Origin of the sequence: Caballeronia sp. LZ035 (assembly GCF_031451175.1) — a bacterium.
Classification (GTDB): Bacteria; Pseudomonadota; Gammaproteobacteria; order Burkholderiales; family Burkholderiaceae; genus Caballeronia.
Genome location: NZ_JARUXS010000001.1, coordinates 658,479 through 684,625, shown reverse-complemented (window position 1 = coordinate 684,625; position 26,147 = coordinate 658,479). Strand labels below are relative to the sequence as shown.

Sequence of the window (26,147 nt, the reverse complement as noted above, 5' to 3'; positions counted from 1 at the left end):
AAACCTTCAACGCGTGCTGGCTCGCCAAAATCTATCTATCCAAAGATAGATAGATTCAGCCCGATTACTGTGTTTTTCACAGGGTTATCCACAGGCTTATCTACCGCCGCACCGAATCGGCGATCTCCTCCAGCCGCGCTCGCACCTGAAACAGACGGCTTGCCAGCAAGCCTCCCTGGAACGCCGCGTAAAGCGTCCGCGCGGCGGCCTCGGGTTTTCCACCGGCATCGAGCGTATCCTGCGCCTCGCCTTCGGCCAGCACCTTTGCCAGCCAGTTCTCGTTCGCCTTGAAGTACGCCTGCACCGCCTGCCGCACCTTGTCCGGCAAGGATTCGATATCCGCCGCCAGCATGCCGCACAGGCAAATCTGATTGCCGCCGCCAAGAATCCGCCCGAACATCTTGGCGTAGCGGTCGAGTTTCTTGTCGGCAGGCGCGGAGCTGTCGATGGCGTATACGGACGACATCAGGTCCGCGCTGTAAGCGTTCACCGCTTCGAGCGCCAGATCTTCCTTCGCTGGAAAGTAGTAGTGGATGCTCGACGTCTTCACGCCGACCAATTCGGCCAGGTCGCGATAGCTGAACGCGTTATAGCCGCGCGTCATCAGCAAGGTCTGAGCGTGTTCCAAAAGCGCTTCGCGTACCGTGTTCTTGTCCATTTCCGGGAATGAGCTTGGCATCGAGACGTTTAACTTATCTATCACTAGATAGACGGTCAAGCACTTGTATCAAAAAAAGTTTTTCTGAAACGTAACACGGCGAAGTGTCAATTTCTGAAATAACAAAGCCCTGACCGGAGTCAGGGCTTGCTGCTGAATTGCTGCTGAATTGCTGCTGAATTGCTGCTGGATTGCTGCCAAAAGCTCTAACGCGCAGCCGCAGCAACGGCAGCCGCCTGCGATGCTTCATGCCCCATCGCCGCCTGTTCGATGATGCCGCCGCCCAGACAAACATCGCCCTGATAGAGCACGGCGGACTGGCCCGGCGTGACGGCCCATTGCGCTTCGTCGAAACGGAGCTCGAAATGCCCGTCGTCCGCGCGCGAGAAATGACATGCGGCGTCCTGCTGCCGGTAGCGCGTCTTGGCGCCGCACGCCGTGCCTTCATCCGGTGCAAAGCCGGCAACCCAGCTCGTGTTGCCCGCGACCAAGGCCGGCGACAGCAGCCAAGGGTGATCGTGACCCTGCACGACATACAGCGTATTGCTCGCCATATCCTTGCCGGCGACGAACCACGGCTCGCCGCTGCCGTCCTTCGCGCCGCCAATGCCAATGCCCTTGCGTTGGCCGAACGTATAGAACGCCAGCCCGATATGTTCGCCGACGAGCTTGCCTTCGGCCGTCTTCATCGGGCCCGGTTTGGTCGGCAGATAGCGGTTCAGGAAGTCGCGGAACGGCCGTTCGCCGATGAAGCAGATGCCGGTCGAATCCTTCTTCTTCGCGTTCGGCAAACCGATTTGAGCCGCGATCTCGCGCACCTGGGTCTTCGGTATCTCGCCGAGCGGGAACAGCGTCTTCGACAGCTGCGCCTGATTCAGCCGATGCAGGAAGTACGACTGATCCTTGGTCGAATCGGTGGCCTTGAGCAGCTGGAACAAGCCGTCGCGCTCACGCACGCGCGCATAGTGGCCGGTCGCGATGGACTCCGCGCCGAGCGACATCGCGTGATCGAGGAACGCCTTGAACTTGATCTCGGCGTTGCACAGCACGTCCGGATTGGGCGTGCGGCCCGCCGAATACTCGCGCAGGAACTCCGCGAACACGCGGTCCTTGTACTCGGCGGCGAAGTTGACCGCTTCCACGTCGATGCCGATCAGATCCGCGACCGACACCACGTCGATCCAGTCCTGCCGGGTCGAACAGTATTCGCCGTCGTCGTCGTCTTCCCAGTTCTTCATGAACAGGCCGACGACCTCGTAGCCTTGTTCTTTCAGGAGCCACGCCGTCACCGACGAATCCACGCCGCCCGACATGCCCACCACGACTTTTTGCTTGCTCATAGGGATACCGCGTTGCCCCGCACAGCGCCGAAGAAGTGCGGGAAGTGCACCGCCCGAGGCGGTTCTGAATCTGGCGCCGCTGCGAAAGGCGTCAAGCCCGCAGCGCCGGCGCGACCGAATGTGTATGAATGAAATCGAGCGGCACGCGCCGCCCGGCGAGGTAATCCTCGAGACACGTCAGAACGATGGGCGTGCGATGCCGCTCAACGGACGCGCGCAACTCGTCGGCGGTGAGCCACATGGCGCGCACGATGCCGTCGTCGAGCGTGCGTCCGGCCTCTTCGCCCGCCGACTTGCCGCAGAACGTGAAGCGCAGATAGGTGACGTCGCCTTCGGGCCGCTGAAAGTGCGTCATGTACGCGCCGACCAGCGCCTCGGGTTCGAAGCGATGCGCGGTTTCCTCAAAGGTTTCGCGGATGACCGCCTGAACCAGTGTTTCGCCCGCTTCGAGATGACCGGCCGGTTGGTTGATTCGCAGCCCTGCCGACGTGTGCTCCTCGATGACGAGAAAGCGTCCGTCGCGCTCGACGATCGCCGCCACTGTCACGTGAGGCGCCCAAGTGTCTGATTTCATGGTCCGTTATTTTACCGTCACGCGATCGTTTACGCCTGCCGCGCCGGGCAGACGGCCCTGAGCGCCTAAGGGTAAGCGCTGATGACCATTATCAGTAACAAGTGCCGGATCGGATATTTGCACGGGCTTTCTTCGGTTACAGTGGCGAGAGCCGTACATTCCAGCATTTGAAACAAGACTCGGCCTTGGTTGTTCGCGCCCTGCCCAAGGGCCACGACGACACAAAGACAGGAGGATTCAAAGATGCATATCGGAGTACCCGCTGAAACGCGGGCGAACGAGGCGCGCGTCGCCGCCACGCCCGAAACGGTCAAGAAGCTCGTCACGCAGGGGCACCGGATCTCGGTGCAGAGCGGCGCGGGCTTGCAGGCAAGCTATATCGACGACGCCTTCGCCCAGGCGGGCGCCGATCTCGTCGATGCCGCTGCCGCCTTTTCCGCCGAGATCGTCCTCAAGGTTCAGTCGCCGTCCGAAAGCGAGCTGGCGATGCTGAAACCGGGCGCCGTGCTCATCGGCATGCTCGATCCCTTCAATACCGACAACACCGCGCGGCTCGCGGCATCGGGCGTGACAGCTTTCGCACTGGAAGCCGCGCCGCGCACGACGCGCGCGCAGAGTCTCGACGTGCTGTCGTCGCAGGCGAACATCGCCGGGTACAAGGCCGTGCTGATGGCCTGTCAGTACTACCAGCGCTTCATGCCGATGCTGATGACCGCCGCCGGCACCGTGAAGGCCGCGCGCGTGCTCGTGCTGGGCGCGGGCGTCGCGGGCCTGCAGGCCATCGCGACCGCCAAGCGGCTGGGCGCGGTCGTCGAGGCGTCGGACGTGCGGCCGGCCGTGAAGGAGCAGATCGAATCGCTGGGCGCGAAGTTCGTCGACGTGCCGTTCGAAACCGACGAGGAACGCGAGGCGGCGGTCGGCGTCGGCGGCTACGCGCGCCCGATGCCGCCAAGCTGGCTCGCGCGGCAGTCGGCGCAGGTGCACGAGCGCGCCAAGGCGGCGGACATCGTCATCTCGACGGCGCTGATTCCGGGCCGCCCCGCGCCCACTTTGCTGTCCGTCGAAACGGTCAAGCACATGAAGCCGGGCTCGGTGATCGTCGACCTCGCCGCCGGACGCGGACCCGAGTTCGAAGGCCGGAAAGGCGGCAACTGCCCGCTCACCGAAGTCGATCAGGTGGTGATGAAACACGGCGTGCATATCGTCGGCCATACGAACCTCGCGTCGATGGTCGCCGCCGATGCCTCCGCGCTCTACGCCCGCAATCTTCTCGACTTCCTGAAGCTGATCCTGACCAAGGAAGGCACGCTCAACATCGACCTCGCGGACGACATCGTCGCGGCCACGCTCCAGTGCCGCGATGGTCAGCCCACCCGCGCCCCGGCCTGACACGGAGACGAACATGGACGTCATCAATCACACGGTGATCAATCTCATCATCTTCGTGCTGGCCATCTACGTGGGCTATCACGTGGTGTGGAACGTCACGCCCGCGCTGCACACGCCGCTGATGGCCGTGACCAACGCGATCTCGGCGATCGTCATCGTCGGCGCGATGCTCGCGGTGGGCCTGACGGTCGGCGTGGCCGGCAAGTTCTTCGGCACGCTGGCGGTGCTGCTCGCGGCGGTGAACGTGTTCGGCGGCTTCCTCGTCACGCGGCGAATGCTCGAAATGTTCAAGAAGAAGGAGCCGAAGAAGATCGCTCACAAGGAGGGCGCGTAAATGAGCTTGAACGTCGTCACCCTCCTGTATCTCGTCGCCTCGGTGTGTTTCATCCAGGCGCTCAAAGGCTTGTCCAATCCGAAGACCGCGCGCATCGGCAACACGTTCGGCATGGCGGGCATGGCGATCGCCATTCTCACGACGCTCGCGCTGATCGTGAAACAGGCCGCCTATCTCGAAGCGAATCTCGCGCTGGGGCTGTCGCTGCTGTTCGTCGCGCTGATCGTGGGCGGCGGCGCGGGCGCGTACATCGCGGCGAAAGTCGAGATGACGAAGATGCCCGAACTCGTCGCGGCCATGCACTCGCTGATCGGTCTCGCGGCGGTGTGCATTGCCTACGGCGTGGTGGCCGAGCCCGCCGCGTTCGGCCTCGCGCCGCTTGGGGAGCCGATTCCGTATGGCAATCGCGTCGAATTGTTCATCGGCACCTTCGTCGGCGCGATCACGTTCTCGGGTTCGGTCATCGCGTTCGGCAAGCTTTCCGGCAAGTACAAGTTCCGGTTGTTTCAAGGCGCGCCGGTGGTGTACTCGGGGCAGCATCTGATCAACCTGCTGCTGGCCATCGCGATGGTCGGCTTCGGCGTGATCTTCATGCTCACCGAATCGTGGCTGCCGTTCATCATCATGACGATCATCGCGTTCGCGCTGGGCGTGCTGATCATCATCCCGATCGGCGGCGCGGACATGCCGGTGGTGGTGTCGATGCTCAACTCCTACTCGGGCTGGGCGGCGGCGGGCATCGGCTTCTCGCTGAACAATCCGATGCTGATCATCGCGGGCTCGCTGGTGGGCTCGTCGGGCGCGATCCTGTCGTACATCATGTGCCGCGCGATGAACCGTTCGTTCTTCAACGTGATCCTGGGCGGCTTCGGCGGCGAGGCCGGCGGAGCCACGGTGGGCGGGGCGCAGGAGCAGCGGCCGGTGAAATCCGGTTCCGCCGATGACGCCGCGTTCATGCTCGGCAACGCGGAAAGCGTGGTGATCGTGCCGGGCTACGGTCTGGCGGTGGCGCGGGCGCAGCATGCGTTGAAGGAACTAACGGACAAGCTGGTCGAGAAAGGCATCGACGTGCGCTACGCGATTCATCCGGTCGCCGGGCGCATGCCGGGGCACATGAACGTGCTGCTGGCCGAAGCCGAGGTGCCTTACGAGATGGTCCACGAGATGGAGGACATCAACAGCGAGTTTGGTCAGACGGACGTGGTGCTCGTGCTCGGGGCCAACGACGTGGTGAACCCCGCCGCGAAGACCGATCCGAAATCCGTGATCGCAGGAATGCCGATTCTGGAAGCGTACAAGGCGCGGACGATCATCGTGAACAAGCGCTCGATGGCGGCGGGTTATGCCGGTCTCGATAACGAGCTGTTCTATATGGACAAGACGATGATGGTGTTCGGCGATGCGAAGAAGGTGGTGGAGGACATGATGAAGGCGGTGGAGTAACACTGCCACTGTTGCGATGCCCGGCACCGGCCGGGATCGGGCGTCGCCCGGACGCGTTCTTCCGTGGCGACGCTGAAAGACCCCGCGCTCGCGGCACGCGCGACCCCGCCCTCGTGGACCCGTTACGCCGTCTGCGCGGTCCGTCGATACGACAGTCGGAATGTCACGTAGGTCACGGCGAACAGCACGGCGTACACGACCGCGATCATCCCGTTTGTCGCGATGGGCAATTGGCTTGCGAGCGCCGATGCCGTCGATCCGACTGCGAGCATCAGACATCCTTGCAGACTGGCCGCGGCACCCGCGCTCCGCGGAAAAAGCGCCGCTGAACGCGCGGTTGCATTAGGGAAGATGAAGCCCTGTGCGAAGGCAATCAGCATGATTCCCCCGACCGCCGTGCCGAGCACGAGACCTTTCCCCCCCGACGCGATCAGGACGAGTCCGCATGCATACAGCGCGATGCCGCCACGCATCAATTGTTCGCTACGCCAGTGTTTGATCAGGCTGCGGTTCAGGATCGTGCCCACCAGATAGGACAACCCGACGAATAAGGCGGTCGTGCCGAAAAAAGACGGGCTCTTGCCGAGGCGGGACTGCACGATATAAGGGCCGATCACGTTCCACAACAGAAACGCGGAAAAGCTCGCTCCCAGCATGGCGACGGCTAGAAGAAAATCCGTGTCGCCGAGGATCTCCCGATATCCGGCGATGATCCGGGCAGGCTGCCGACGCATCCCGGGCGGCAGCGACTCGCGCAGGCCCATCGTCACAAACGAAAGTACGACGAGCCCGTAGCCGCAATACAGCACGAAGTTCCAGCGCCATCCCGCCCATTCCTGGACCAGGCCGCCCACGAAAGGCGCGACAACCGGTCCCAGCCCGAATGCGATGCTCAGATAGACGATCGCTATCCTGAAGCGATCACCCTTCAGCGTATCGACCAGCACCGCCCGCGCCCCCACCTGGCACGATCCGATGGCGAAGCCTTGCAGTGCGCGCGCGACCATCAGGCCTTCGACCGTTGTTGCGGTCACGGCAAGCGCGCTGCCGAACATGAACAGGCTGAGTCCCGACAGGACGGTTGATCGGCGGCCCCGCCAATCGGCCAATATGCCGAATGCAAGCTGCCCCATGGCGTAGAACACCAGCGTGATGGTGAGCGTGTTCTGCATCGTGCCGGGACTCGCGCCCAGCTCCCGGCCGATATCCGGAATGCTGGGTGCATAGAGATCGATCGCGATGCCACCCACGCTATTGATCAGCGGCGCCAGAAACATGAGGAAGTTTTCATATCGTCTCGAAGCGGACATGAGCGTTGTTTTTCCATGGGTTAGCCGAAAAAAAGCCGCCGTGCGGCGGCTCAGCGGGTTCAAGCGGGTTCAAGCGGGTTCAGGCAGCAGGCAAGGCGAGCCGGATCGCATCGCGCTTGCAACGGTGAGCACCCTTGCCCTTCTGAGGCTGCCACGGCGGAAGCGCCTCTTGCGCCGCGATGCCGTCGAGATGCGCCATCACCACCCGGGGTGAGTTGTTGTAATAGCTGCCCCACTCGGTATGCTCATCGCGCACCCGGCTCGGGCGCGCGCAACCCAGATCGTCATAGTCGATTTGCAGCGCCTGCATGATGCCCCGCACCCGTTCGGTGGCGGTCATCAACACATAACGGTAGTGATGCTGCGAAAGCATGCGGAACGCATTGACCATCAGGTAACGTCCCGCACCCTTCGCGCCGAACGAAGAAAACTGGCCGAACTCCACGAGTTCCCTGCGTGACAGTCCATACTGCTGGGTCAGGTTCGTGTCGATGTAATACTCGGAAAAAAGCTTTGAACTGTCGCCCCAGCTCAGTCCAACACAGGCATGAACCGTCGAGGCATGAACCGGAGGCGACTCCTTCAGCTCGGTCAGGCAGAGAAACTGGTCGGGAGTCGGTTCCGGACGCGCGCCGTAGAACCGGTAGTAGTGCTGTGACACCGCCTGCTGCACCTCGCGGTATGCTGGCTGCCCTGGATGGACGTTTCGTACGATATACATCGTTCACCTCCTAAGCGTACAGGGACGCTGCCAGATCACGCTCGATCAATTGCCTGCGCGGGCGGCCGGTCACCGTGTAGTAGGTTCGGCGGAAGCGGTCGATATCCGACACGACGCGCATCCGCCGCACACACGCGAAGCTTGCAAGCCGCGATTCGAGTCGCGCCATCTCGACGCGGATGGACAGTTCGTCGTGTTGCGACAGGACGATCGCCCCGGGTTCATCCCGGCCGTCTCCGAGCACGACGATGTCATCGATCAGCGGGCTCTCCTTGTAGACGGATTCAACCCATTCCGGCGAGATGTTCCGTGCCGTCGACAAAATGATCACGTGCTTCTTGCGACCGGTGATGTACAGATAGCCGTCGATGATCGTGGCCATGTCGCCGGTATGCAGATAGCCGTCGGTGAGCTCGCACGAGGTGTCGTCCGCGTTGTAATAGCCGGCGCAGAGCGTGGGCGAACGCACGCGTAGCTCGCCATCCACAACGACGGCCGCGATGCCGTCGAGCAACATGCCGGCCGAACCTATGCGGCGGTGCCCCGGATAATTGAGCGAAATGATGGAGCTGTTCTCGCTGAGACCATACGCTTCGAAGACCTGAACCCCTCGTTCATCGAGTGCTTCGAGTACGGTACGGGCGATCCTGGCTCCGCCCGTGATGATATGCGGGTTGTGACGGCCAAACAGCGAGGCCGCGCTGCACGACTCCAGCAGCACATTGGCCTCTTCGAGCAGCTTGGGCGGCAGATACAGAAAGTTCGGCTCGACGCAGGAAATCAACTCCAGATAGTCGCGTGCATTGCCGCTGCGCGCGCCGTACTCCCTGAAGTGCTTCGGCATGAACGTCACCGATCCGCCGGACAGGATCGGCAGGAACACGCCGAGGACCTGCTCGATCAGCAGACTCATCGGTACGATCGACAGATAGTGAAGCGGTGCCTGCGGCACCCGCGCCATGATGTTGTCGACGAGCAGGCCAAGCGCCTCGTCGCGGATCTTCACGCCTTTCGGATGGGACGTGGTGCCCGAGGTGTGGATGATGGCGCACACGCCCGGTTCGATCCGCACGCCCCCCGGTCCGGCGCAAGTCGGCCACGCGGTGCGCGGACTCGCGGGATCGAGGCACGTCGCGGCCGGCAGTATGGCCTTGATCCGGCTCGCCGTACGCGCGCTCTCCGTGAAGATCGCCGCAGCCTTGCCCAGCAGACTGCCGATCTGTTCATCGGAAAACTCGAGAGGCACGGGCAACAACACAGCCTTGACGCGAAGGATCGCCAGCATCGTCGCGACCCACAGGAAACTCGAGCGGGCGGCAATGCCGAACACCAGGCCGCGGCAATCACCGTACCCTTCGCGCAGCAGATCTGCGATGCGCGCCGCCTCCGCATCCAGCTCGGCCAGGGTATAGCTGGCGCCGCCCATTTCACGCGCGACGATCCGGTCCGGTGCTTCAGTGAAATGACGTTCGAGTCGTGCGCTGATCATGCCGACACCTCCTTCCGATAGCTCTGCGCACCGAAGATGCGCCGCGAAGGATCGGTCAGCTCCCGGCGACCATGCATGACGCGGCTGTTATCGACCACGACGATGTCGCCTCTGCTCCAGAACAGGTCATAGGTGTGACGCCTCGTCACTTCCTTGATTTCGTCCCACACGACCAGATCGATGTCGGTGCCGTCCGCCCACGAAATAACCGGTGGCTCGTAGTTGACGCTGGGACCAAGCAGCGAATTGCAGAATGCGCGCTTGCCTGAGAAGCAACTCGTCGTGATCGCGTCGGTGATGCGCTCGGACGAGATGAGGAAGGGATCGAGCCTTCGATAGGTCTGGCCGGGCACGCGCAGATTGACGAGCTCCAGATGCGAGTCGTCTATCTCGTCCAGTGGCAACTGAAACTCGATGCTGAGAAAACGCCGCACGTTGGGCCACGGAATCCGGCGCGTGTACTTGATCTTGCGTTGCTCGAACAGCATGCGGACTTTCGGCGACAGTTCGTGCAATACCCGCTGCCCGTCGCACAGCGTGGTCTCGCAGCCGGAACTCGCCGCTTCAAGACAATGAAACCATTGAAGATCCGGAATGAACGGGAGATTGCCGTTCTCTCGATGCAAACCCATTTCAAAAACACCGGCATCGATCTCGGCCGTGTTTTCGGTCGACGCCTTGCGGGCAGGATCAAACGTCACGTGCGACGAGTGGACTTTGACGAGCTGGTCGAAATCATCCAGCGTATCCGTGAAGTGGCGGAAGATCACGGCGCCCGAATGCGCAAGCTGCTCGTAGATTTTCGCGGTATCGAAAACGTCGACCACCTTCTGCGCGTCTTCAAGACTTTCGATCAGCTCGAAGCCAAAGCGCGGCAATGGCCGGTGCTGGACCTGCATGTGCGCGGTATCGATTTGCATCGCGTGTGCCTCAGATTGGATTTTCAGGAAATGTTCAATGTCGTGAACACATTCAATCTATCAAGGCAGTTACACAGGCGATTTTAATAATTCACATGCGACTTCTAAATTTGATTTGTCATCCTGCTTACTGAATTTTTTCAAAACTTTTATCTTTTATTCTCGCACGGACCCAGGCGCAAAATCATGACGGCGCGGTGGGCGGACGCGCTCCGCTCGTGCCGCTGTCGCTGTCGCTGTCTTTGTCGCTTTTGCTCGCCAGATCCTTGAATAGGGCTCGCATGGTGTACGTATCGGGATGATTTTCCATCTCGGCCGCCCAGACGACGTCGAGCGTAAAGGCTGGAAAGCCGAGCGGAACGTCCCTGATCCGTGCAGATGACGGAATGGACAGGTACGAGACAAGACGTTTGGGCAAGGCCAGCGCCAGCGGCAGCCTGGCGACGATATTGAGGCAGGCCTGATAGGTATTCGCACGCACGACCATTTCACGCGAGCGGCCGAGCTTGCCGAGCCAGGCGTCGATCATGTTGTGCTCGGATAACCAGGGCGTGGGAAATACGTGCTCCATGTCGCAGAATTCGTCCAGCAACATCCGCGACGAGCATGCCCCCCTGGCCTCCGAAGTGACGCACACGAAGGTGTCCGACAGGATCGACTCCCATCGCAAGTCCGGATGCATCCGGTGATAGCCCGGACCGAAGCCAATCGCAAAGTCGACCTCGCCAGCCAACAACTGCTCGACAGGAAGGTCGCGGCCGAGGCGATCGACGGTCAGCGTCGTTTCGCGGCCTGTGCGCCCGAGATATTCCAGCACGCCCGGCAGGATGAGCAATTCGAAGTATTCAGGGGCGCACATGCGCAACGCACGGCGCCCGACTGGCTCCGGCTGTTCCTTGGCCATGTCCGCGCAACGATTCACTGCGTCGATCACGGTGTGCAGATAAGGCTCGATCGCATCAGCCTTCTGTGTTGCGATCAGGCTCCCGTGATCCAGCACGAACAGCGAATCCTGAAAGCAGGTGCGAAGTCTCTTGAGGCAATAACTGACGGTCGGCTGACTGATGCTCAATACCTCCGCGGACCGACGCGCGCTTCTGTGCTTGTGCAGGCACAGAAATACCATGACATCCTGCAAATCCAACTGACGAAGAGCATTATGGTTGAGCACGAAGTGTCCTGTTATTCAGATCCGATAAGCGAGTCCATTGGGGCCGCGAGCCCGATGCATGGCAACCGTCGTCCGCCTTGCCCCGTGGCGCGTGCGCCTTGAGGATGATGCGGTCGACACGTTGCATGTTCGTTTGAGTTTTAGCCGATGCCCGTTTGGCTTCGGCCATCAAAATTCAAAAATGACAAAACAGCGCATTGCTCGGGCAGACCGCACGCCGAGGCCGCTGTTCCCACGCCCCGCGTACAATACCGCCTTTGAACGTCCGACCCGCCCCTCATGTCCTCCCCTCTCTTCGACTGGTTCGTCCCCTGCCCGCGCGGTCTTGAAGCACCGCTTGCCGCCGAGCTCACGGAGATCGGGGAACGGCATGTCTCCGCTGCGCCGCTTTCGGGCGGCGGCGAGTTGATCGTCGGCGCTCAGGTGCCGGGCGGCGTGCATTTTCGCGGCGGCTGGGTTGCCGGCATGGCCGCGAACCTGCACTCGCGCATTGCCAGCCGCGTGCTGCTGAAGGTCGCACAAGGCCCGTATCGCAACGAACACGACATCTACGAGCTGACGCACCGGCAGCGCTGGGAGAACTGGTTCACGCCGAGCCAGACCATGCGTGTGGATCTTACCGCCATCAAGTCGCCGGTGAAGAGCCTGGAATTCACCACGCTACGTGTGAAGGACGCCGTCTGCGACCGCCTGCGCGACGTGGCGGGCGCGCGCCCCAGCATCGATACCGCGCAGCCGGACGTGCGCGTGTTCGCGTTCCTCACGCTGAACGAATGCACGCTGTATCTCGACACCTCCGGCGAACCGCTCTTCAAACGCGGCTGGCGGCTCGACAAGGGCGCGGCGCCGCTGCGTGAAAACCTCGCGGCGGGCATCCTGCGCCTGACCGGCTGGACGCCGGGCACACCGCTCTTCGATCCGATGTGCGGCAGCGGCACGTTCCTCGCGGAAGCGGCGCAAACCGCGCTCGGCATTGCGCCGGGCAGCGAGCGGCGCTTCGGCTTCGAGAAGCTCAAGCCCTTCCACCCGGGCATGTGGCAGAAGCTCAAGCAGGCCGCAACCGAACAACGCCGCGCCGCGCGCGCCTCGCAGAGCGAACTGACCATCTTCGGCAGCGACATTTCCGGCGACATGCTCGAGAAGGCGCGCGCCAACCTGAGCCGCGCGGGCGTCTCCAACCTGTCGCTCAAGCAGGTGGATGCCCGCAACATGGTGCCGCCGACCGATGCGCCCGGCATTCTGCTCGCCAACCCGCCGTACGGCGAGCGTATCGAAGTGCGCGGCCGCGGTCCGCGCGGCGAGATTCGCGAGACGCCGCGCAACCGCCGCGACGAGGAAGACACTTTCGCGCGGGCCCAGCCGGATCCCGCGGACACCGAGTTCTTCATCAACTTCGGCAACGCGCTCAAGCAGCGCTTTCCCGGCTGGCGCGCCTACGTGCTCACGTCCGACCGCAAGCTGCCCGGCCTGCTGCGCCTGCGCGAATCGACCAAGACGCCGCTCTTCAACGGCGCGCTCGAATGCCGCCTGTTCCGTTTCGACCTGATTGCCGGAAGCGTGCGCAACCGGCCCGCTGACGAGTAAGCATGCCCTGCCGCTTCGCGACGGCGCAATAGGCCGAATGGCCGAGTCACGCCGGCGCGAAGCCGGCGCTACAATCGGCGCATGAACTCACTCACCGAACTCGTCCAACCCATCGCCGTCGGCGTGTACCGCGCCCGTCGCGAGCGCGTGCTCGCCGCGCTGCGCGCGCAAGGCGGTGGCGTCGCCATCCTGCCCACGGCGCCGGAAGTCATGCGCAATCGCGACACGGACTATCCGTTCCGTCACGACAGCTACCTCTACTATCTGACCGGCTTCAACGAACCCGAGGCCGTCCTCGTGCTCGACGCTGACGCGCAGGACGGCGAGCCCGCATCCATCCTGTTCTGCCGCGAGAAGAACGCCGAGCGGGAAACCTGGGAAGGCTTCCGCTTCGGCCCCGAAGGCGCGCGCGAAGCGTTCGGCCTGGACGCCGCGCTGCCGGTCGCCGCGCTGAACGACGAAATGCCGCGCCTGATCGCCGACGCACCCGCGCTGCATTACGCGCTCGGCACCTCGGCGGAACTGGACGCGCAAGTGCGCGGCTGGCTCGCGGCGGTCCGCGCGCAGGGCCGCAGCGGCGTGCGCGCGCCCGCCACCGTGCACCATCTGCTGCCGCTGCTCGACCAAATGCGCCTCGTCAAGGACGCGCATGAAATCGGCATCATGCGCCGCGCCGCGTCCATCTCCGCAGAAGCGCATCGCCGCGCCATGCAGGCGTGCCGTCCCGGCATGCGCGAATTTGAAATCGAGGCCGAACTGCTTTACACGTTCCGCCGTCATGGCGCGCAGGCGCCGGCGTATGGCTCGATCGTCGCGGCGGGCGCGAACGCCTGCGTGCTGCATTACCCGGCGGGCAATGCCATCGCGCGCGAAGGCGACCTGATCCTGATCGACGCAGCGTGCGAACTCGACGGCTACGCCTCCGACATCACGCGCACCTTTCCCGCCAGCGGCCGCTTCACGCCGGCGCAGCGCGAGCTCTACGACATCGTCCTGGCCGCGCAAGCCGCCGCCGTCGAGGCCACGCGTCCCGGTGTGAGCTTCGACACGCCGCATCAGGCCGCGCTCAAGATACTGTCGCAAGGGCTGCTCGACACCGGCATTCTCGACAAGACGAAGGTCGGCACACTCGACGACGTCCTCGCTCAGCGCGCCTATGCGCCCTGCTACATGCACCGCACCGGGCACTGGATCGGCATGGACGTGCATGATGCGGGCGAGTATCGCGAAGCCGACGGTCCGCTCGACGAGCAAGGCGCGCGGCCCTGGCGCACGCTGGTGCCGGGCATGGCGCTCACGATCGAGCCGGGACTCTACGTGCGCGCGTCCGGCGACGTGCCCGAGCGCTACTGGAACATCGGCATCCGGATCGAGGACGACGCCATCGTGACGAACACCGGCTGCGAGCTGATCACGCGCGAAGTGCCGGTCGCCGCCGATGAAATCGAAGCGCTGATGCGCGCATCCGACACAGACCGGCCATGAGCGACGTTCAAGCCACCACAGCGCATGTCGACTACGACTACGACATCGCCATCGTCGGCGCGGGGCCGGTCGGGCTCGCGCTCGCGGGCTGGCTCGCGCGGCGCAGCGCTACCTCTCGGCTGTCGATCGCGCTGATCGACGCGCGCACGCCCGAAGCCGCCGTTCAGGATCCGCGCTCGCTCGCGCTGTCGCACGGCAGCCGTGTCATGCTCCAGCCGCTCGGCTTCCCCGGCGACGCCACACCCATCCGCCGCATTCATGTGTCGCAGCGCGGGCATTTCGGCCGCACGCTGATCGAGCATGACGAGCACGAGCTTCCCGAACTTGGTTACGTGGTGCGCTACGGTTCGCTGGTCGGCGCGCTCGCCGCCGCGGTGCGCGCCACGCCCGTCCACTGGCTCACCGACACCACCGCGCTCGCGCCGCTGCAGGACAACGACGGCATCACCCTGCCGTTGCAAGCGGCGAACGGCGAACGCACGATCCGCGTGAAAGTGCTGGTCAACGCCGAAGGCGGGCTTTACCAGAAGGGCGAGAAAGCGAGCGAGAGCACGAGCGAAATCAGCACGCCCGGCGAGCGCCGCGCGCGCGACTATGGCCAGACAGCCATCGTCGGCACGGTAACCGTGTCGGATCCGCGCCCGAACGTCGCGTGGGAACGCTTCACGAACGAAGGCCCCATCGCGCTGCTGCCGTGCGGCGGCCCGCGCCATGCGGACTACTCGCTGGTCTGGTGCAGCACGCCCGAGGAAGCCGCGCGGCGCACGCAACTCGACGAAGCCAGCTTCCTCACGGAACTCGGCGCAGCATTCGGCACGCGTATGGGACGGTTCACGCGCATCGCGGGCCGTGCCGCGTTTCCGCTCGGTCTCTCAGCACTGGAGGTGCTGGTCGACCAGCGCACCGTCGCCATCGGCAATGCTGCGCAGACGCTGCATCCGGTCGCGGGGCAAGGGCTGAATCTCGGCCTGCGCGACGCGCTCGCGCTCACCGACGCGCTCTCCGCCGACGGCCCACGCCCGCTCGCCCTCGCCCGCTTCGCCCAGCGCCGCGCGCTCGACCGGCGCCTGACCATCGGCGCCACCGACACCCTCGCGCGCCTCTTCACGTCCGACTTCCCGCCGCTCGCGGCGATACGCGGGCTCGCGCTCACTGCGCTCGAATTCCTGCCGCCGGTAAAAACTGCGCTCGCCCGCCAGATGATGTTCGGGCAGCGCCGCTAGTCTGTCTGAAGGCAATCGCCTACGTCATCCGATCGACTTATCCTCTATGAACGCGCGTTCTTTCATAGAAGATTTAATGACTTGCACGCGATTGCCCTTAATTTCAGCACGCGCTTCGCGTTAAAATACGCGTTTCCCCATCTGTGACATTGCCTCCGCCAGATGCGTTTGCGGCCGCCATCGGCCGGACTCTGCCATGCGGATGCCCGAGCCTTCATGCCCACCATTGGTTCACACGTTCTGCGCAACAACCTGTTCGTCGCCCCGATGGCAGGCGTCACCGACCGCCCGTTCCGCCAGCTCTGCAAGCGCATGGGCGCGGGCTACGCGGTGTCGGAGATGGTCGCGTCGAACGCGCAGCTATGGAAAAGCGAGAAGACCCTGCGTCGCGCCAATCACGCGGGCGAAGTCGAACCCATCTCCGTGCAGATTGCGGGCGCCGATCCGCAGATGCTCGCCGAAGCCGCGCGACACAATGTCGCGAACGGCGCGCAGATCATCGACATCAACATGGGCTGCCCGGCCAAGAAGGTCTGCAACGTAGCCGCGGGCTCCGCGCTGCTGCAGAACGAACCGCTGGTCGCGCGCATCGTCGAAGCCGTGGTGCAGGCGGTCGGCGTGGGGCCCGACGCTGTGCCCGTCACGCTCAAGATCCGCACCGGCTGGAATCGCGACAACAAGAACGCGCTGACCATTGCGCAAATCGCGCAGGACGCGGGCATTGCCATGCTCACCGTGCACGGCCGCACCCGCGCCGATCTCTACAAGGGCGATGCGGAATATGAAACCATCGCCGCCGTGAAGGCCGCGGTGAAGATCCCGGTGGTCGCGAACGGCGACATCGCCACACCCGAAAAAGCCCGCGACGTGCTCGCCCTCACCGGCGCCGACGCCATCATGATCGGTCGCGCCGCGCAAGGCCGCCCGTGGCTGTTTCGCGAAATCGAACATTTCCTGAAGACCGGTGAGCACATGCCGCCGCCGCGCATCGTCGAGATCCAGCAGGTGATGAACGAGCACCTCGAAGATCACTACGCCTTTTATGGGGAATTCACGGGCGTTCGGACTGCGCGCAAGCATATCGGCTGGTACACTCGCGGCCTTTCCGGCGCCAGCACCTTCCGGCACCGGATGAATACGCTGGACACGACCAAAGAACAATTGCTCGCAGTCAACGAATTCTTCGACGCACAAAAGGCGTTGTCCGACCGTCTCGTGTATGTGGACGAGGCCGGGGAAGCGGACGGCGCAGCCGAAGAAGAATCGTGCGGCGGGCTCAACAACACGACAGACCGACTGATTGCCGCATGAGCAGACATAACATCGAACAATGCGTCCGCCAGAGCCTCGACAACTACTTTCAGGACCTGGACGGCTCCAATCCGCACGACGTCTACGACATGGTGATCTCGTGCGTGGAAAAACCGATGCTGGAAGTGGTGCTCGAGCAGGCCGGGGGAAACCAGTCGCTGGCGGCTGAATATCTCGGCATCAACCGCAACACGCTCCGCAAGAAACTGCAGCAGCACGGATTGATTTGATTCTTCGGACCGAGGCGCCGCCTCGGTTCGGCCTGGTTCTTTTTTCTCGGTTTCAGTGTTCATCATGATCAAGCAAGCGCTCCTTTCCGTCTCCGACAAATCCGGCATCGTCGATTTCGCGAAATCGCTGTCGGCGCTCGGCGTCAAGCTCCTCTCGACCGGCGGCACGGCGAAACTGCTCGCCGACGCGGGCCTGCCCGTCACCGAGGTCGCCGACTACACCGGCTTCCCGGAAATGCTCGACGGACGCGTGAAGACGCTGCATCCGAAAGTGCATGGCGGCATCCTCGCCCGCCGCGACCTGCCCGAGCACATGGCCGCGCTGGAGCAGCACGAGATTCCGACCATCGACCTGCTGGTCGTCAATCTGTATCCGTTCGTGCAGACGGTCTCGAAGGAAGAGTGCTCGCTGGAAGACGCGATCGAGAACATCGACATCGGCGGGCCGACCATGCTGCGCTCGGCGGCGAAGAATCATCGCGATGTGACGGTCGTGGTCGATCCGGCGGACTACGCCACCGTGCTCGACGAAATGCGCGCGCACGGCAACAGCGTCGGCTACACGACCAACTTCCGTCTCGCGACCAAGGTCTTCGCGCACACCGCGCAGTATGACGGCGCCATCACGAACTACCTGACGAGCCTGACTGAAGAACTGAAGCATTCGAGCCGCAATACCTACCCGGCCACCTTCAACCTCGCATTCGAGAAGGTGCAGGACCTGCGCTACGGCGAGAACCCGCACCAGAGCGCCGCGTTCTACCGCGATCTGTCGGTTCCGGCCGGCGCGCTCGCCAACTACACGCAGTTGCAGGGCAAGGAACTGTCGTACAACAACATCGCGGATTCGGACGCGGCGTGGGAATGCGTGAAGACCTTCGACGCGCCCGCCTGCGTGATCATCAAGCACGCGAACCCGTGCGGCGTGGCGCTCGGCGCGGACGCGAACGAAGCGTATGCGAAGGCGTTCCAGACGGATCCCACGTCGGCATTCGGCGGCATCATCGCGTTCAATCGCGAAGTCGACGAAGCGACGGCCCAGGCAGTCGCGAAGCAGTTCGTCGAAGTGCTGATCGCGCCGTCGTTCAGCGACGCGGCGCGCGCCGTGTTCGCCGCGAAACAGAACGTGCGCCTGTTGCAGATCGCACTCGGCGACGGTCACAACACGTTCGATCTGAAGCGTGTCGGCGGCGGCCTGCTGGTGCAGTCGCTGGACGCGAAGAACGTGCAGCCGCATGAACTGCGCGTGGTGACCAAGCGCCACCCGACGCCGAAGGAAATGGACGACCTGATGTTTGCGTGGCGCGTCGCGAAGTTCGTCAAGTCGAACGCCATCGTGTTCTGCGCGAACGGCATGACCATGGGCGTCGGCGCGGGCCAGATGAGCCGCGTGGACTCGGCGCGCATCGCGGGCATCAAGGCGCAGAACGCGGGCCTGACGCTGAACGGCTCGGCCGTGGCGTCGGATGCGTTCTTCCCGTTCCGCGACGGCCTCGACGTGGTCGTGAACGCGGGCGCGACCTGCGTGATCCAGCCGGGCGGCTCGATGCGCGACGACGAAGTGATCGCTGCCGCCGACGAGCACAACATCGCGATGATCCTCACCGGCACGCGTCATTTCCGTCATTAAATTCAGACGCTTCCATTAAGATGGGCCTGTTTGCGCAGCACATCGCGCAAACAGGCCTTTTTGATATCGACTACCCGGTCGACGACCCGCACCGCGAACGAATGAGAATCCTAGGCATCGACCCCGGCTTGCGCGTGACCGGCTTCGGCATCATCGAGAAGCACGGACACACGCTCAGCTATGTGACGAGCGGCGTCATCAAGACCGCCGATGCCGACTTGCCCTCACGTCTGAACACCATTTTCAGCGGCATCTCGACGCTCATCGCGCAGCACAATCCGGATCAGGCGGCCGTCGAAAAGGTCTTCGTCAACGTCAATCCGCAATCCACCTTGCTGCTGGGCCAGGCGCGCGGCGCCGCGATCTGCGGGCTGGTGGCGGGCGGCGTGCCGGTCGCCGAATACACCGCGCTGCAACTGAAACAGGCCGTGGTCGGCTATGGCCGCGCGACCAAGGAACAAATGCAGCAGATGGTCGTCCGCCTGTTGAGCCTCACGGGCGTGCCGAGCACCGACGCCGCCGACGCGCTCGGCATGGCCATCTGCCACGCGCACGGCGGCGGCGGGCTCGCGACGCTGGGCGAGATTGCGCCGGGACTCGCGAAGAAGGGCTTGCGCGTGCGGCGCGGACGGCTTATCGGCTAGAACACTACCAGGCACATCACTTTATGATCGGTCGCATCGCCGGCGTTCTGCTGGAAAAAAATCCGCCGCATCTGCTCGTCGACTGCAATGGCGTCGGCTATGAAATCGACGTGCCGATGAGCACGTTCTACAACCTGCCGAACACCGGCGACAAGGTCGTGCTGCTCACGCAGATGATCGTCCGTGAAGACGCGCATCTGCTCTACGGCTTTCTCACCGCGCAGGAGCGCTCGACCTTCCGCGAATTGCTGAAGATCAGCGGCATTGGCGCACGCATGGCGCTGGCGGTGCTGTCCGGCATGAGCGTGCACGAGCTCTCGCAAACCGTGACGACGCAGGACGCCGCGCGGCTGACGCGCGTGCCGGGCATCGGCAAGAAAACCGCCGAGCGCCTGCTGCTCGAACTGAAAGGCAAGCTCGGTGCCGATCTCGGCGCGATGGCGAGCGCCGCTTCGCAGTCGGACCACGCGTCGGACATTCTCAATGCGCTGCTCGCGCTCGGTTATTCCGAGAAGGAAGCGCTCGCTGCCATCAAGAACGTGCCGGCCGGAACGGGTGTGTCGGAAGGCATCAAGCTGGCGTTGAAGGCGCTCTCGAAAGCGTAAGCGCAGGGATTCGGCCTAGGCCATCCGGCCAGCTTCGCCGCGCAAAAGCTCGCTGTACAATCGGACCATGATCGAAACCGACAAACTCGCCGCCGAACGCGTCATCTCGGCCTCGCCCGTCTCGCCCAACGAGGAAGCGTTCGAGCGCGCGTTGCGCCCGCACAAGCTGGACGAATACATCGGGCAGGAAAAGGCGCGCGGGCAGCTCGAAATCTTCATCGAAGCCGCCAAGCGGCGTTCCGAAGCGCTCGATCACGTGCTGCTGTTCGGGCCGCCGGGCCTCGGGAAGACCACGCTCGCGCACATCATCGCGCGGGAAATGGGTGTGAATCTGCGGCAGACCTCGGGGCCGGTCCTGGAGCGTGCAGGCGACCTCGCGGCGCTGCTCACGAATCTCGAAGCCAACGACGTGCTGTTCATCGACGAGATTCACCGGCTGTCGCCGGTGGTCGAGGAAATCCTGTACCCGGCGCTGGAGGATTATCAGATCGACATCATGATCGGCGAAGGTCCGGCCGCGCGCAGCGTGAAGCTGGACTTGCAGCCGTTCACGCTGGTCGGCGCAACTACGCGCGCAGGCATGCTGACGAATCCGCTGCGCGACCGGTTCGGCATCGTGTCGCGGCTGGAGTTTTATAACGCCAGCGAACTGGCGCGCATCGTCGCACGTTCGGCGTCGCTGCTGAAGGCAGATATCGTCAATGAAGGCGCGCTTGAAATCGCCAAGCGTTCGCGCGGCACGCCGCGGATTGCCAACCGCCTGCTGCGGCGCGTGCGCGACTACGCCGAAGTGAAAGCGGACGGCATGATCACCGCCGACGTCGCCGACAAAGCGCTGAAAATGCTTGACGTCGATCCGGTCGGCTTCGACCTGATGGACCGCAAGCTGCTCGAAGCGATCCTGCACAAGTTCGACGGCGGTCCGGTCGGCGTGGACAATCTGGCGGCGGCCATCGGCGAAGAGCGCGACACCATCGAGGACGTGCTGGAGCCGTATCTGATCCAGCAAGGCTTCCTGCAACGCACACCGCGCGGGCGCGTGGCCACGATGCTCACGTACCGCCACTTCGGGCTCGTCGCGCCCGACGCCGGTCCAGTGCGCGACATGTGGAACGCCAATAACGGCTAGGCGCGTTTGCGGAAATTGTCGTCGTCGGTATCGGTGGAAAGGTGCGCGACGTCACCCCACGACACCACGGTGGCGCCGTCCACGCTGTAATCCACGATGTTGATGCTGCAATTGAGCAGCGGCCAGTTGCGCGGCTCCTGCAACGGCAGTTTCATCGCGAACCGGTAGACGCAGTCCAGCACGCCGCCGTGCGCCACGACCGCGATTCGCCCGCCCGCATGCGCGGCCACGATCGGCTCCATTGCATGCACCACGCGGTGATAGAACACGCGCTGCGATTCGCCGTCGCCGGGCGGCGAGAAGCCTGGATCACGCGTCTGCCATTCGACATATTCGGCGGGAAACTTCTCGTTGATCTCGTCGCTGTCGTGCGCCTGGAAAGCGCCGAAGAAACGCTCGCGCAGTCCCTCTGACAACCGTATCTCAAGTCCCAGTGCATCGGCAAAAGGCTGCGCCGTCAGTCGCGCGCGTTGAAGATCGCTCGAATAAACCGCATCGATGCGCCCCTCGCGGGCAAGCCGCGCACTCAGTTGCTCCGCCTGCTGCACACCGTGCGCCGACAGCGGAATATCGACGTGTCCCTGAATGCGTTTGAGGCGATTCCAGTCGGTTTCGCCGTGTCGAATGAAGAGGACCTGCGTCGTCATATGCTTCCTGTTTTCAGGGCCGCACTTGCAGCCAGAAGGTGACCGGACCGTCGTTGACGAGCGACACCTGCATCTCGGCGCCGAATTCGCCCGTCTCGACGATGGGATGCTTCGCGCGCGCCTGCGTCACGAAGTAATCGAAGAGCCGCTTGCCTTCGTCCGGGGGCGCGGCCGGCGTGAAGCTCGGGCGCAAGCCGCTCGAGGTATCGGCGGCCAGCGTGAATTGCGACACCAGCAGCACGCCGCCCGCGCGCCCCGCGCCATCCATGTTGGCGACCGGCAGATTCATCTTGCCGGCGGCGTCGCTGAACACGCGATACGCCAGCATCTTCGCGAGCAGTTTGTCCGCGGCGGCTTCGTTGTCGCCGCGCTCGGCGCAGACCAGCGCCAGCAGGCCCGCTTCGATCGCGCCCGTCACGCGTTCGTTCACGCGCACGTCGGCGCGCCTGACCCGCTGAATCAGCGCGATCATCGCTCAGGCGGTCAGCGTGATGCGCGCAAAACGGCGCTTGCCCACCTGGACGATAAACTCGCCCGCTTCGATCTTCAGGGCCTTGTCGGAGACGGTAGCGCCGTCGATCTTCACGCCGCCCTGCTCGATATTGCGCAGGGCTTCGCTGGTCGAAGGCACGAGGCCCGCCTGCTTGAGCAACTGGCCAATGGCCAGCGGCGCGCCCGCAAGCGTGACGCTCGGAATGTCGTCCGGCACGCCGCCCTTCGCGCGATGATTGAAGTCGTCGAGCGCACGCTCGGCATCCGCTTGCGAATGGAAGCGCGCGACGATTTCCTGCGCCAGCATCACCTTGAAGTCGCGCGGATTGCGCCCGCCTTCGGCTTCGCGCTTGTAGCCTTCGATCTCGCTCATCGGCCGGAACGACAGCAGCTCGAAGTAACGCCACATCAGCACGTCCGAGATGCTCATCAGCTTGCCGAACATGTCGGTGGGCTTCTCGCTGATGCCGATGTAGTTGTGCTTCGACTTCGACATCTTCTCGACGCCGTCGAGCCCTTCGAGAAGCGGCATGGTCAGGATGCACTGCTGTTCCTGGCCATATTGCTTCTGCAGTTCACGGCCGACGAGCAAGTTGAACTTCTGGTCCGTGCCGCCGAGTTCGAGATCCGCATTCAGCGCGACGGAGTCGTAGCCCTGCATCAGCGGGTAGAGGAATTCGTGGATCGAGATGGGCACGCCGCCCTGGAACCGCTTGGTGAAGTCTTCGCGCTCCAGAATGCGCGCGACCGTGTAGCGCGAGGCCAGCTTGATCATGCCGTCGGCGCCGAGCGGCATCGACCATTCGCTGTTGTAGCGGATCTCGGTCTTGTCGCGGTCCAGGACAAGCGCCGCCTGTTCGAAATAGGTCTTCGCGTTGGTCTCGATCTGTTCGCGCGTGAGCGGCGGGCGCGTGGCGTTGCGGCCGGACGGGTCGCCGATCAGCGAGGTGAAATCGCCGATCAGGAAAATCACCTGATGGCCGAGATCCTGCAGCTGACGCATCTTGTTCAGCACGACCGTATGGCCGATGTGGATGTCCGGCGCCGTCGGATCGAGGCCAAGCTTGATGCGCAGCGGCTTGCCCGTCGCGGCGCTCCTCGCGAGCTTCTGCGCGAATTCGTCTTCGATCAGCAGTTCGTCGCAGCCACGCTTCGCGATGGCAAGCGCGCTCTTCACTTCGTCGGTAATCGGAAAGCGCTGGGCGGCAGGCGCGGAAGAGGCGTTGGAGTCTGTGGTCATGCTTGCGGCTTGTGAAGTCAAAAGGTTCGATGGCTGGCGTTGGCGGCGGCTCGTGCGGCGCCTTGGCCACGGTCCGGGCTGGCCGGATGGGTCGCCGCGTCGGTCCGCGGCGCGCGCGGCGAATGACGGAATCGCGCGCATTGAATGCTTCAAACCGGCAATTTTACGCGATCAGACGGCTATTCGTGCCGTTTCGTATCGATTTGCACCGTTCGGGGGCGGCCTGCCGCACGCTCGGATGTGGCGCACGAGACGGATCGATTCAGACGCATCTTAACGATTCGGTCCTTAACCCGGATAATCGCCGCTGGATCGAGGAATCCAGCGGCAGCGGGCATCGCATCGACGAGGAGAGCAGCGTGGGAAAGAAAGCCGAAGCAATCGAAACCGGCAAGGCAGATGGCGTGTACTTCGGCTTGATGTCCGGCACCAGCATGGACGGCGTGGACGGCGTGGCAGTGCAGTTCGCGGCCGGCAAGCCGCCCGTCGTGCTCGGCGAGGCGCACGTGTCGTTTTCGAAAGGCTTGCGGGACGCACTCTTCGCGCTGCAATCGCCGGGCGAGAACGAAATCGAGCGCGAAGCCCTCGCCGCCAACGCGCTCGCCACGCGCTATGCGGTGTGCTGCCATGAATTGCAGAGCATGAGCGGGTATTCAGCGGCGAAGGTGCGCGCCATTGGCGTGCATGGGCAGACGGTGCGGCATCGGCCGGAAAAGGGTTACACGCGGCAGATCAACAACGCGGCGTTGCTGGCGGAGATGACCAGCATCGATGTTGTCGCGGACTTCCGGAGCCGCGATGTCGCGGCGGGTGGCCAGGGTGCGCCGCTCGTGCCCGCCTTCCACGCGACGGTGTTTGGCGCAAGAAACGAGACGCGGGTGGTGGGCAACCTGGGCGGCATCAGCAATATCACGATCCTCTCGGCCAGCGGCGAAGTGCGCGGCTTCGATTGCGGGCCGGCAAACGCGCTGATCGACGAGTGGACGCTGCGTCATTTGCAAAAGCCCTACGACGAAGGCGGACAATTCGCGGCACAGGGACAGGTGAATGCGCCATTGCTGAACGCGCTGCTCGACGAACCGTTCTTCGATCTTCCGCCGCCCAAGAGCACCGGGCGCGATCTGTTCAATCCCGCGTGGATGGACGCGAAGTTGGGCGCGTTCGCGCAGCTCGCTCCCGCCGATGTCCAGGCGACCCTCACCGCGCTCACCGCGACGACGGTTGCGCGCGAGATTGCCCGGCACGCATCGGACACGCGCGCGGTTTATGTATGCGGCGGCGGCGCGCGCAATCCGGTCTTGCTGAAGATGCTGCAGCAGGCGCTGGAGGATGGCGGCGTGAACGGCGTGCCGGTGATGACGACCGATGCGCTTGGCGTGCCGCCGCAGCAGGTCGAGGCGCTGGCCTTCGCCTGGCTCGCGATGCGTTGCGTCGCGCGTGAACCGGGCAATCTTCCGGCGGTGACGGGCGCAGCGGGTGAGCGGGTGCTCGGCGCGATCTATCCGCATTGAAGGCGCTTTGAACGCGACATAGGACCCATAAAAAACGGAGCCCGCAGGCTCCGTTTTTTCACGCACGCTTACGTGCGATGTGCTCTCAAACCGAGAACGACGATCCGCAACCGCAGGTGGTCGAGGCGTTCGGGTTCTTGATGACGAACTGTGCGCCGTTGATATCGTCCTTGTAGTCGATCTCCGCGCCGACCAGATACTGATAGCTCATCGAGTCGATCAGCAACTGCACACCGCCCTTCTCTGTCACGGTGTCGTCTTCGTTCACGGTTTCATCGAACGTGAAACCGTACTGGAAACCGGAGCATCCGCCGCCCTGCACGAACACGCGCAGTTTCAGGTCGGGATTGCCTTCTTCGTCGATCAATTGCTTGACCTTGTCCGCCGCTGCGTCGGTGAAGACGAATGGCAACGGCATTTCGATCGTGGGGGTGTCGCTGACAGCGCTCATTCGAACTCTCCAATTAAGCTTCTAGCCGCTATTGTAGGGCTGATCTCGATATCGTGCCGAAAGTCCATGGAATCAATGGGCTGGTATAAATTTCGACAGCCCGGACCGGCGTGCGTCGGAACACAAAAAAGCCGCCGGCACAGTAGTGCGGGCGGCCTTTGCAGCAGCTTCGCAGTGAGGCCGAAACCAGCCCCCAATGCGAAACCCGCAACCCCAAGCGCTTAACGCTTCGAGAATTGCTTCCGGCGACGTGCCTTGTGGAAACCGACCTTCTTACGTTCCACTTCACGCGCGTCACGGGTGACGAAGCCAGCGTTCGACAGTTGTGACTTCAGCGTAGCGTCGTAGTCCATCAGCGCGCGCGTGATGCCGTGGCGAACCGCACCCGCTTGACCCGTCTCACCGCCGCCATTCACGTTGACCTTGATGTCGAACGTGGTGCCGTGGTTCGTGAGTTCGAGCGGCTGGCGCACGATCATCAGCGAGGTTTCACGCGAGAAGTAGTCGGCGATGGGCTTGCCATTGACGATGATCTCGCCCTTGCCCGACTTGATGAAGACGCGAGCGACGGCGCTCTTGCGGCGGCCCGTACCGTAGTTCCAGTTACCGATCATGT

The 26,147-nt window shown here is 63.5% G+C and carries 26 protein-coding genes; 13 read left to right on the top strand and 13 right to left on the bottom strand.

Annotated features, from left to right (window positions below; translation table 11 throughout):
- Window positions 1–100: 100 nt before the first annotated feature.
- The 3 genes from QCE88_RS03285 to QCE88_RS03275 form a co-directional block, all read right to left on the bottom strand.
- Entirely contained in the window at window positions 101–658 is a 558-nt protein-coding gene (locus QCE88_RS03285) for a TetR/AcrR family transcriptional regulator (RefSeq protein WP_309903362.1), read from the bottom strand.
- Between the two features lie 206 nt (window positions 659–864).
- Complete coding sequence (gene mnmA, locus QCE88_RS03280; protein WP_309899134.1) at window positions 865–1,998, bottom strand: tRNA 2-thiouridine(34) synthase MnmA; 1,134 nt, start codon at window positions 1,996–1,998, stop codon at window positions 865–867.
- A gap of 91 nt (window positions 1,999–2,089) precedes the next feature.
- A complete protein-coding gene (locus QCE88_RS03275; RefSeq protein ID WP_309899133.1) occupies window positions 2,090–2,572 on the bottom strand; it encodes an NUDIX hydrolase in 483 nt (160 codons plus the stop codon).
- Window positions 2,573–2,815: 243 nt separating this feature from the next.
- On the opposite strand from QCE88_RS03275, the gene QCE88_RS03270 reads away from it, so the two are divergent.
- Genes QCE88_RS03270 through QCE88_RS03260 form a run of 3 tightly spaced genes read left to right on the top strand, consistent with a single transcriptional unit; the run spans window position 2,816 to window position 5,738 of the window.
- Complete coding sequence (locus QCE88_RS03270) at window positions 2,816–3,961, top strand: Re/Si-specific NAD(P)(+) transhydrogenase subunit alpha (RefSeq protein ID WP_309899130.1); 1,146 nt, start codon at window positions 2,816–2,818, stop codon at window positions 3,959–3,961.
- Window positions 3,962–3,974: 13 nt separating this feature from the next.
- Entirely contained in the window at window positions 3,975–4,295 is a 321-nt protein-coding gene (locus tag QCE88_RS03265; RefSeq protein WP_309899128.1) for an NAD(P) transhydrogenase subunit alpha, read from the top strand.
- The gene (locus tag QCE88_RS03260) at window positions 4,296–5,738 is read left to right on the top strand and encodes an NAD(P)(+) transhydrogenase (Re/Si-specific) subunit beta (RefSeq protein WP_309899126.1); all 1,443 of its coding nucleotides are present in this window, start codon (window positions 4,296–4,298) and stop codon (window positions 5,736–5,738) included. It abuts the gene before it with no gap.
- A 122-nt stretch (window positions 5,739–5,860) separates the two neighbouring features.
- Here the strand turns inward: QCE88_RS03260 and QCE88_RS03255 are convergent, their stop codons facing one another.
- The 5 genes from QCE88_RS03255 to QCE88_RS03235 all read right to left on the bottom strand — a co-directional run bounded on the left by QCE88_RS03255 (window position 5,861) and on the right by QCE88_RS03235 (window position 11,349).
- Window positions 5,861–7,111 carry a multidrug effflux MFS transporter gene (locus QCE88_RS03255; RefSeq protein ID WP_309899124.1) on the bottom strand — a complete coding sequence of 417 codons (1,251 nt, stop codon included), beginning with the start codon at window positions 7,109–7,111 and terminating at the stop codon, window positions 5,861–5,863.
- A 16-nt stretch (window positions 7,112–7,127) separates the two neighbouring features.
- On the bottom strand, window positions 7,128–7,769 hold the full coding sequence (locus QCE88_RS03250; protein ID WP_309899122.1) for a thermostable hemolysin: 642 nt from the start codon (window positions 7,767–7,769) through the stop codon (window positions 7,128–7,130).
- A gap of 10 nt (window positions 7,770–7,779) precedes the next feature.
- Window positions 7,780–9,258, bottom strand: a complete 1,479-nt coding sequence (locus QCE88_RS03245; RefSeq protein ID WP_309899120.1) for an AMP-binding protein — start codon at window positions 9,256–9,258, stop codon at window positions 7,780–7,782.
- On the bottom strand, window positions 9,255–10,178 hold the full coding sequence (locus QCE88_RS03240; protein ID WP_309899118.1) for a TauD/TfdA family dioxygenase: 924 nt from the start codon (window positions 10,176–10,178) through the stop codon (window positions 9,255–9,257). Before QCE88_RS03240 ends, QCE88_RS03245 begins: the two co-directional genes overlap by 4 nt.
- Before the next feature lie 184 nt (window positions 10,179–10,362).
- Window positions 10,363–11,349, bottom strand: coding sequence for a LysR family transcriptional regulator (locus tag QCE88_RS03235; protein ID WP_309899116.1), 987 nt, complete (start codon window positions 11,347–11,349; stop codon window positions 10,363–10,365).
- A gap of 279 nt (window positions 11,350–11,628) precedes the next feature.
- Between QCE88_RS03235 and QCE88_RS03230 the strand changes: the two genes are divergently transcribed.
- The 9 genes from QCE88_RS03230 (at window position 11,629) to ruvB (ending at window position 21,190) form a co-directional block, all read left to right on the top strand.
- Entirely contained in the window at window positions 11,629–12,933 is a 1,305-nt protein-coding gene (locus QCE88_RS03230; protein ID WP_309899114.1) for a class I SAM-dependent RNA methyltransferase, read from the top strand.
- Window positions 12,934–13,014: 81 nt separating this feature from the next.
- Window positions 13,015–14,418: an aminopeptidase P N-terminal domain-containing protein gene (locus QCE88_RS03225; protein WP_309899112.1), complete on the top strand. Its 1,404-nt coding sequence runs from the start codon at window positions 13,015–13,017 to the stop codon at window positions 14,416–14,418.
- Entirely contained in the window at window positions 14,415–15,641 is a 1,227-nt protein-coding gene (locus QCE88_RS03220; RefSeq protein ID WP_309899110.1) for a UbiH/UbiF/VisC/COQ6 family ubiquinone biosynthesis hydroxylase, read from the top strand. The genes QCE88_RS03225 and QCE88_RS03220 overlap by 4 nt, the downstream gene beginning before the upstream one ends.
- Window positions 15,642–15,857: 216 nt before the next feature.
- The gene (gene dusB / locus QCE88_RS03215; protein WP_309899108.1) at window positions 15,858–16,952 is read left to right on the top strand and encodes a tRNA dihydrouridine synthase DusB; all 1,095 of its coding nucleotides are present in this window, start codon (window positions 15,858–15,860) and stop codon (window positions 16,950–16,952) included.
- A complete protein-coding gene (locus QCE88_RS03210; protein ID WP_008351548.1) occupies window positions 16,949–17,182 on the top strand; it encodes a Fis family transcriptional regulator in 234 nt (77 codons plus the stop codon). The genes dusB and QCE88_RS03210 overlap by 4 nt, the downstream gene beginning before the upstream one ends.
- 64 nt (window positions 17,183–17,246) lie before the next feature.
- The gene (gene purH / locus QCE88_RS03205) at window positions 17,247–18,812 is read left to right on the top strand and encodes a bifunctional phosphoribosylaminoimidazolecarboxamide formyltransferase/IMP cyclohydrolase (RefSeq protein ID WP_309899106.1); all 1,566 of its coding nucleotides are present in this window, start codon (window positions 17,247–17,249) and stop codon (window positions 18,810–18,812) included.
- Window positions 18,813–18,913: 101 nt separating this feature from the next.
- Window positions 18,914–19,456: a crossover junction endodeoxyribonuclease RuvC gene (ruvC, locus tag QCE88_RS03200; protein WP_309807212.1), complete on the top strand. Its 543-nt coding sequence runs from the start codon at window positions 18,914–18,916 to the stop codon at window positions 19,454–19,456.
- A 23-nt stretch (window positions 19,457–19,479) separates the two neighbouring features.
- Entirely contained in the window at window positions 19,480–20,061 is a 582-nt protein-coding gene (gene ruvA, locus QCE88_RS03195) for a Holliday junction branch migration protein RuvA (protein WP_309807211.1), read from the top strand.
- Between the two features lie 67 nt (window positions 20,062–20,128).
- Window positions 20,129–21,190, top strand: coding sequence for a Holliday junction branch migration DNA helicase RuvB (gene ruvB, locus QCE88_RS03190; RefSeq protein WP_309830448.1), 1,062 nt, complete (start codon window positions 20,129–20,131; stop codon window positions 21,188–21,190).
- Here ruvB and QCE88_RS03185 read toward each other — a convergent pair.
- The 3 genes from QCE88_RS03185 to tyrS are packed head-to-tail and all read right to left on the bottom strand — an operon-like array spanning window position 21,187 to window position 23,569.
- Window positions 21,187–21,837 (bottom strand): histidine phosphatase family protein, encoded by a 651-nt coding sequence (locus tag QCE88_RS03185; protein WP_309899104.1) that lies wholly within the window; start codon window positions 21,835–21,837, stop codon window positions 21,187–21,189. The genes ruvB and QCE88_RS03185 overlap by 4 nt on opposite strands.
- Before the next feature lie 13 nt (window positions 21,838–21,850).
- Entirely contained in the window at window positions 21,851–22,309 is a 459-nt protein-coding gene (gene dtd, locus QCE88_RS03180; protein WP_309899102.1) for a D-aminoacyl-tRNA deacylase, read from the bottom strand.
- Window positions 22,310–22,312: 3 nt separating this feature from the next.
- Window positions 22,313–23,569, bottom strand: a complete 1,257-nt coding sequence (gene tyrS / locus QCE88_RS03175; protein ID WP_309899099.1) for a tyrosine--tRNA ligase — start codon at window positions 23,567–23,569, stop codon at window positions 22,313–22,315.
- Between the two features lie 380 nt (window positions 23,570–23,949).
- On the opposite strand from tyrS, the gene QCE88_RS03170 reads away from it, so the two are divergent.
- Complete coding sequence (locus tag QCE88_RS03170) at window positions 23,950–25,080, top strand: anhydro-N-acetylmuramic acid kinase (RefSeq protein WP_309903360.1); 1,131 nt, start codon at window positions 23,950–23,952, stop codon at window positions 25,078–25,080.
- 85 nt (window positions 25,081–25,165) lie between these two features.
- Here QCE88_RS03170 and erpA read toward each other — a convergent pair whose 3' ends face one another.
- Window positions 25,166–25,531 carry an iron-sulfur cluster insertion protein ErpA gene (gene erpA, locus QCE88_RS03165; RefSeq protein WP_309899098.1) on the bottom strand — a complete coding sequence of 122 codons (366 nt, stop codon included), beginning with the start codon at window positions 25,529–25,531 and terminating at the stop codon, window positions 25,166–25,168.
- Between the two features lie 221 nt (window positions 25,532–25,752).
- Window positions 25,753–26,145 carry a 30S ribosomal protein S9 gene (gene rpsI, locus QCE88_RS03160; RefSeq protein WP_035497678.1) on the bottom strand — a complete coding sequence of 131 codons (393 nt, stop codon included), beginning with the start codon at window positions 26,143–26,145 and terminating at the stop codon, window positions 25,753–25,755.
- Between the last annotated feature and the right edge of the window lie 2 nt (window positions 26,146–26,147).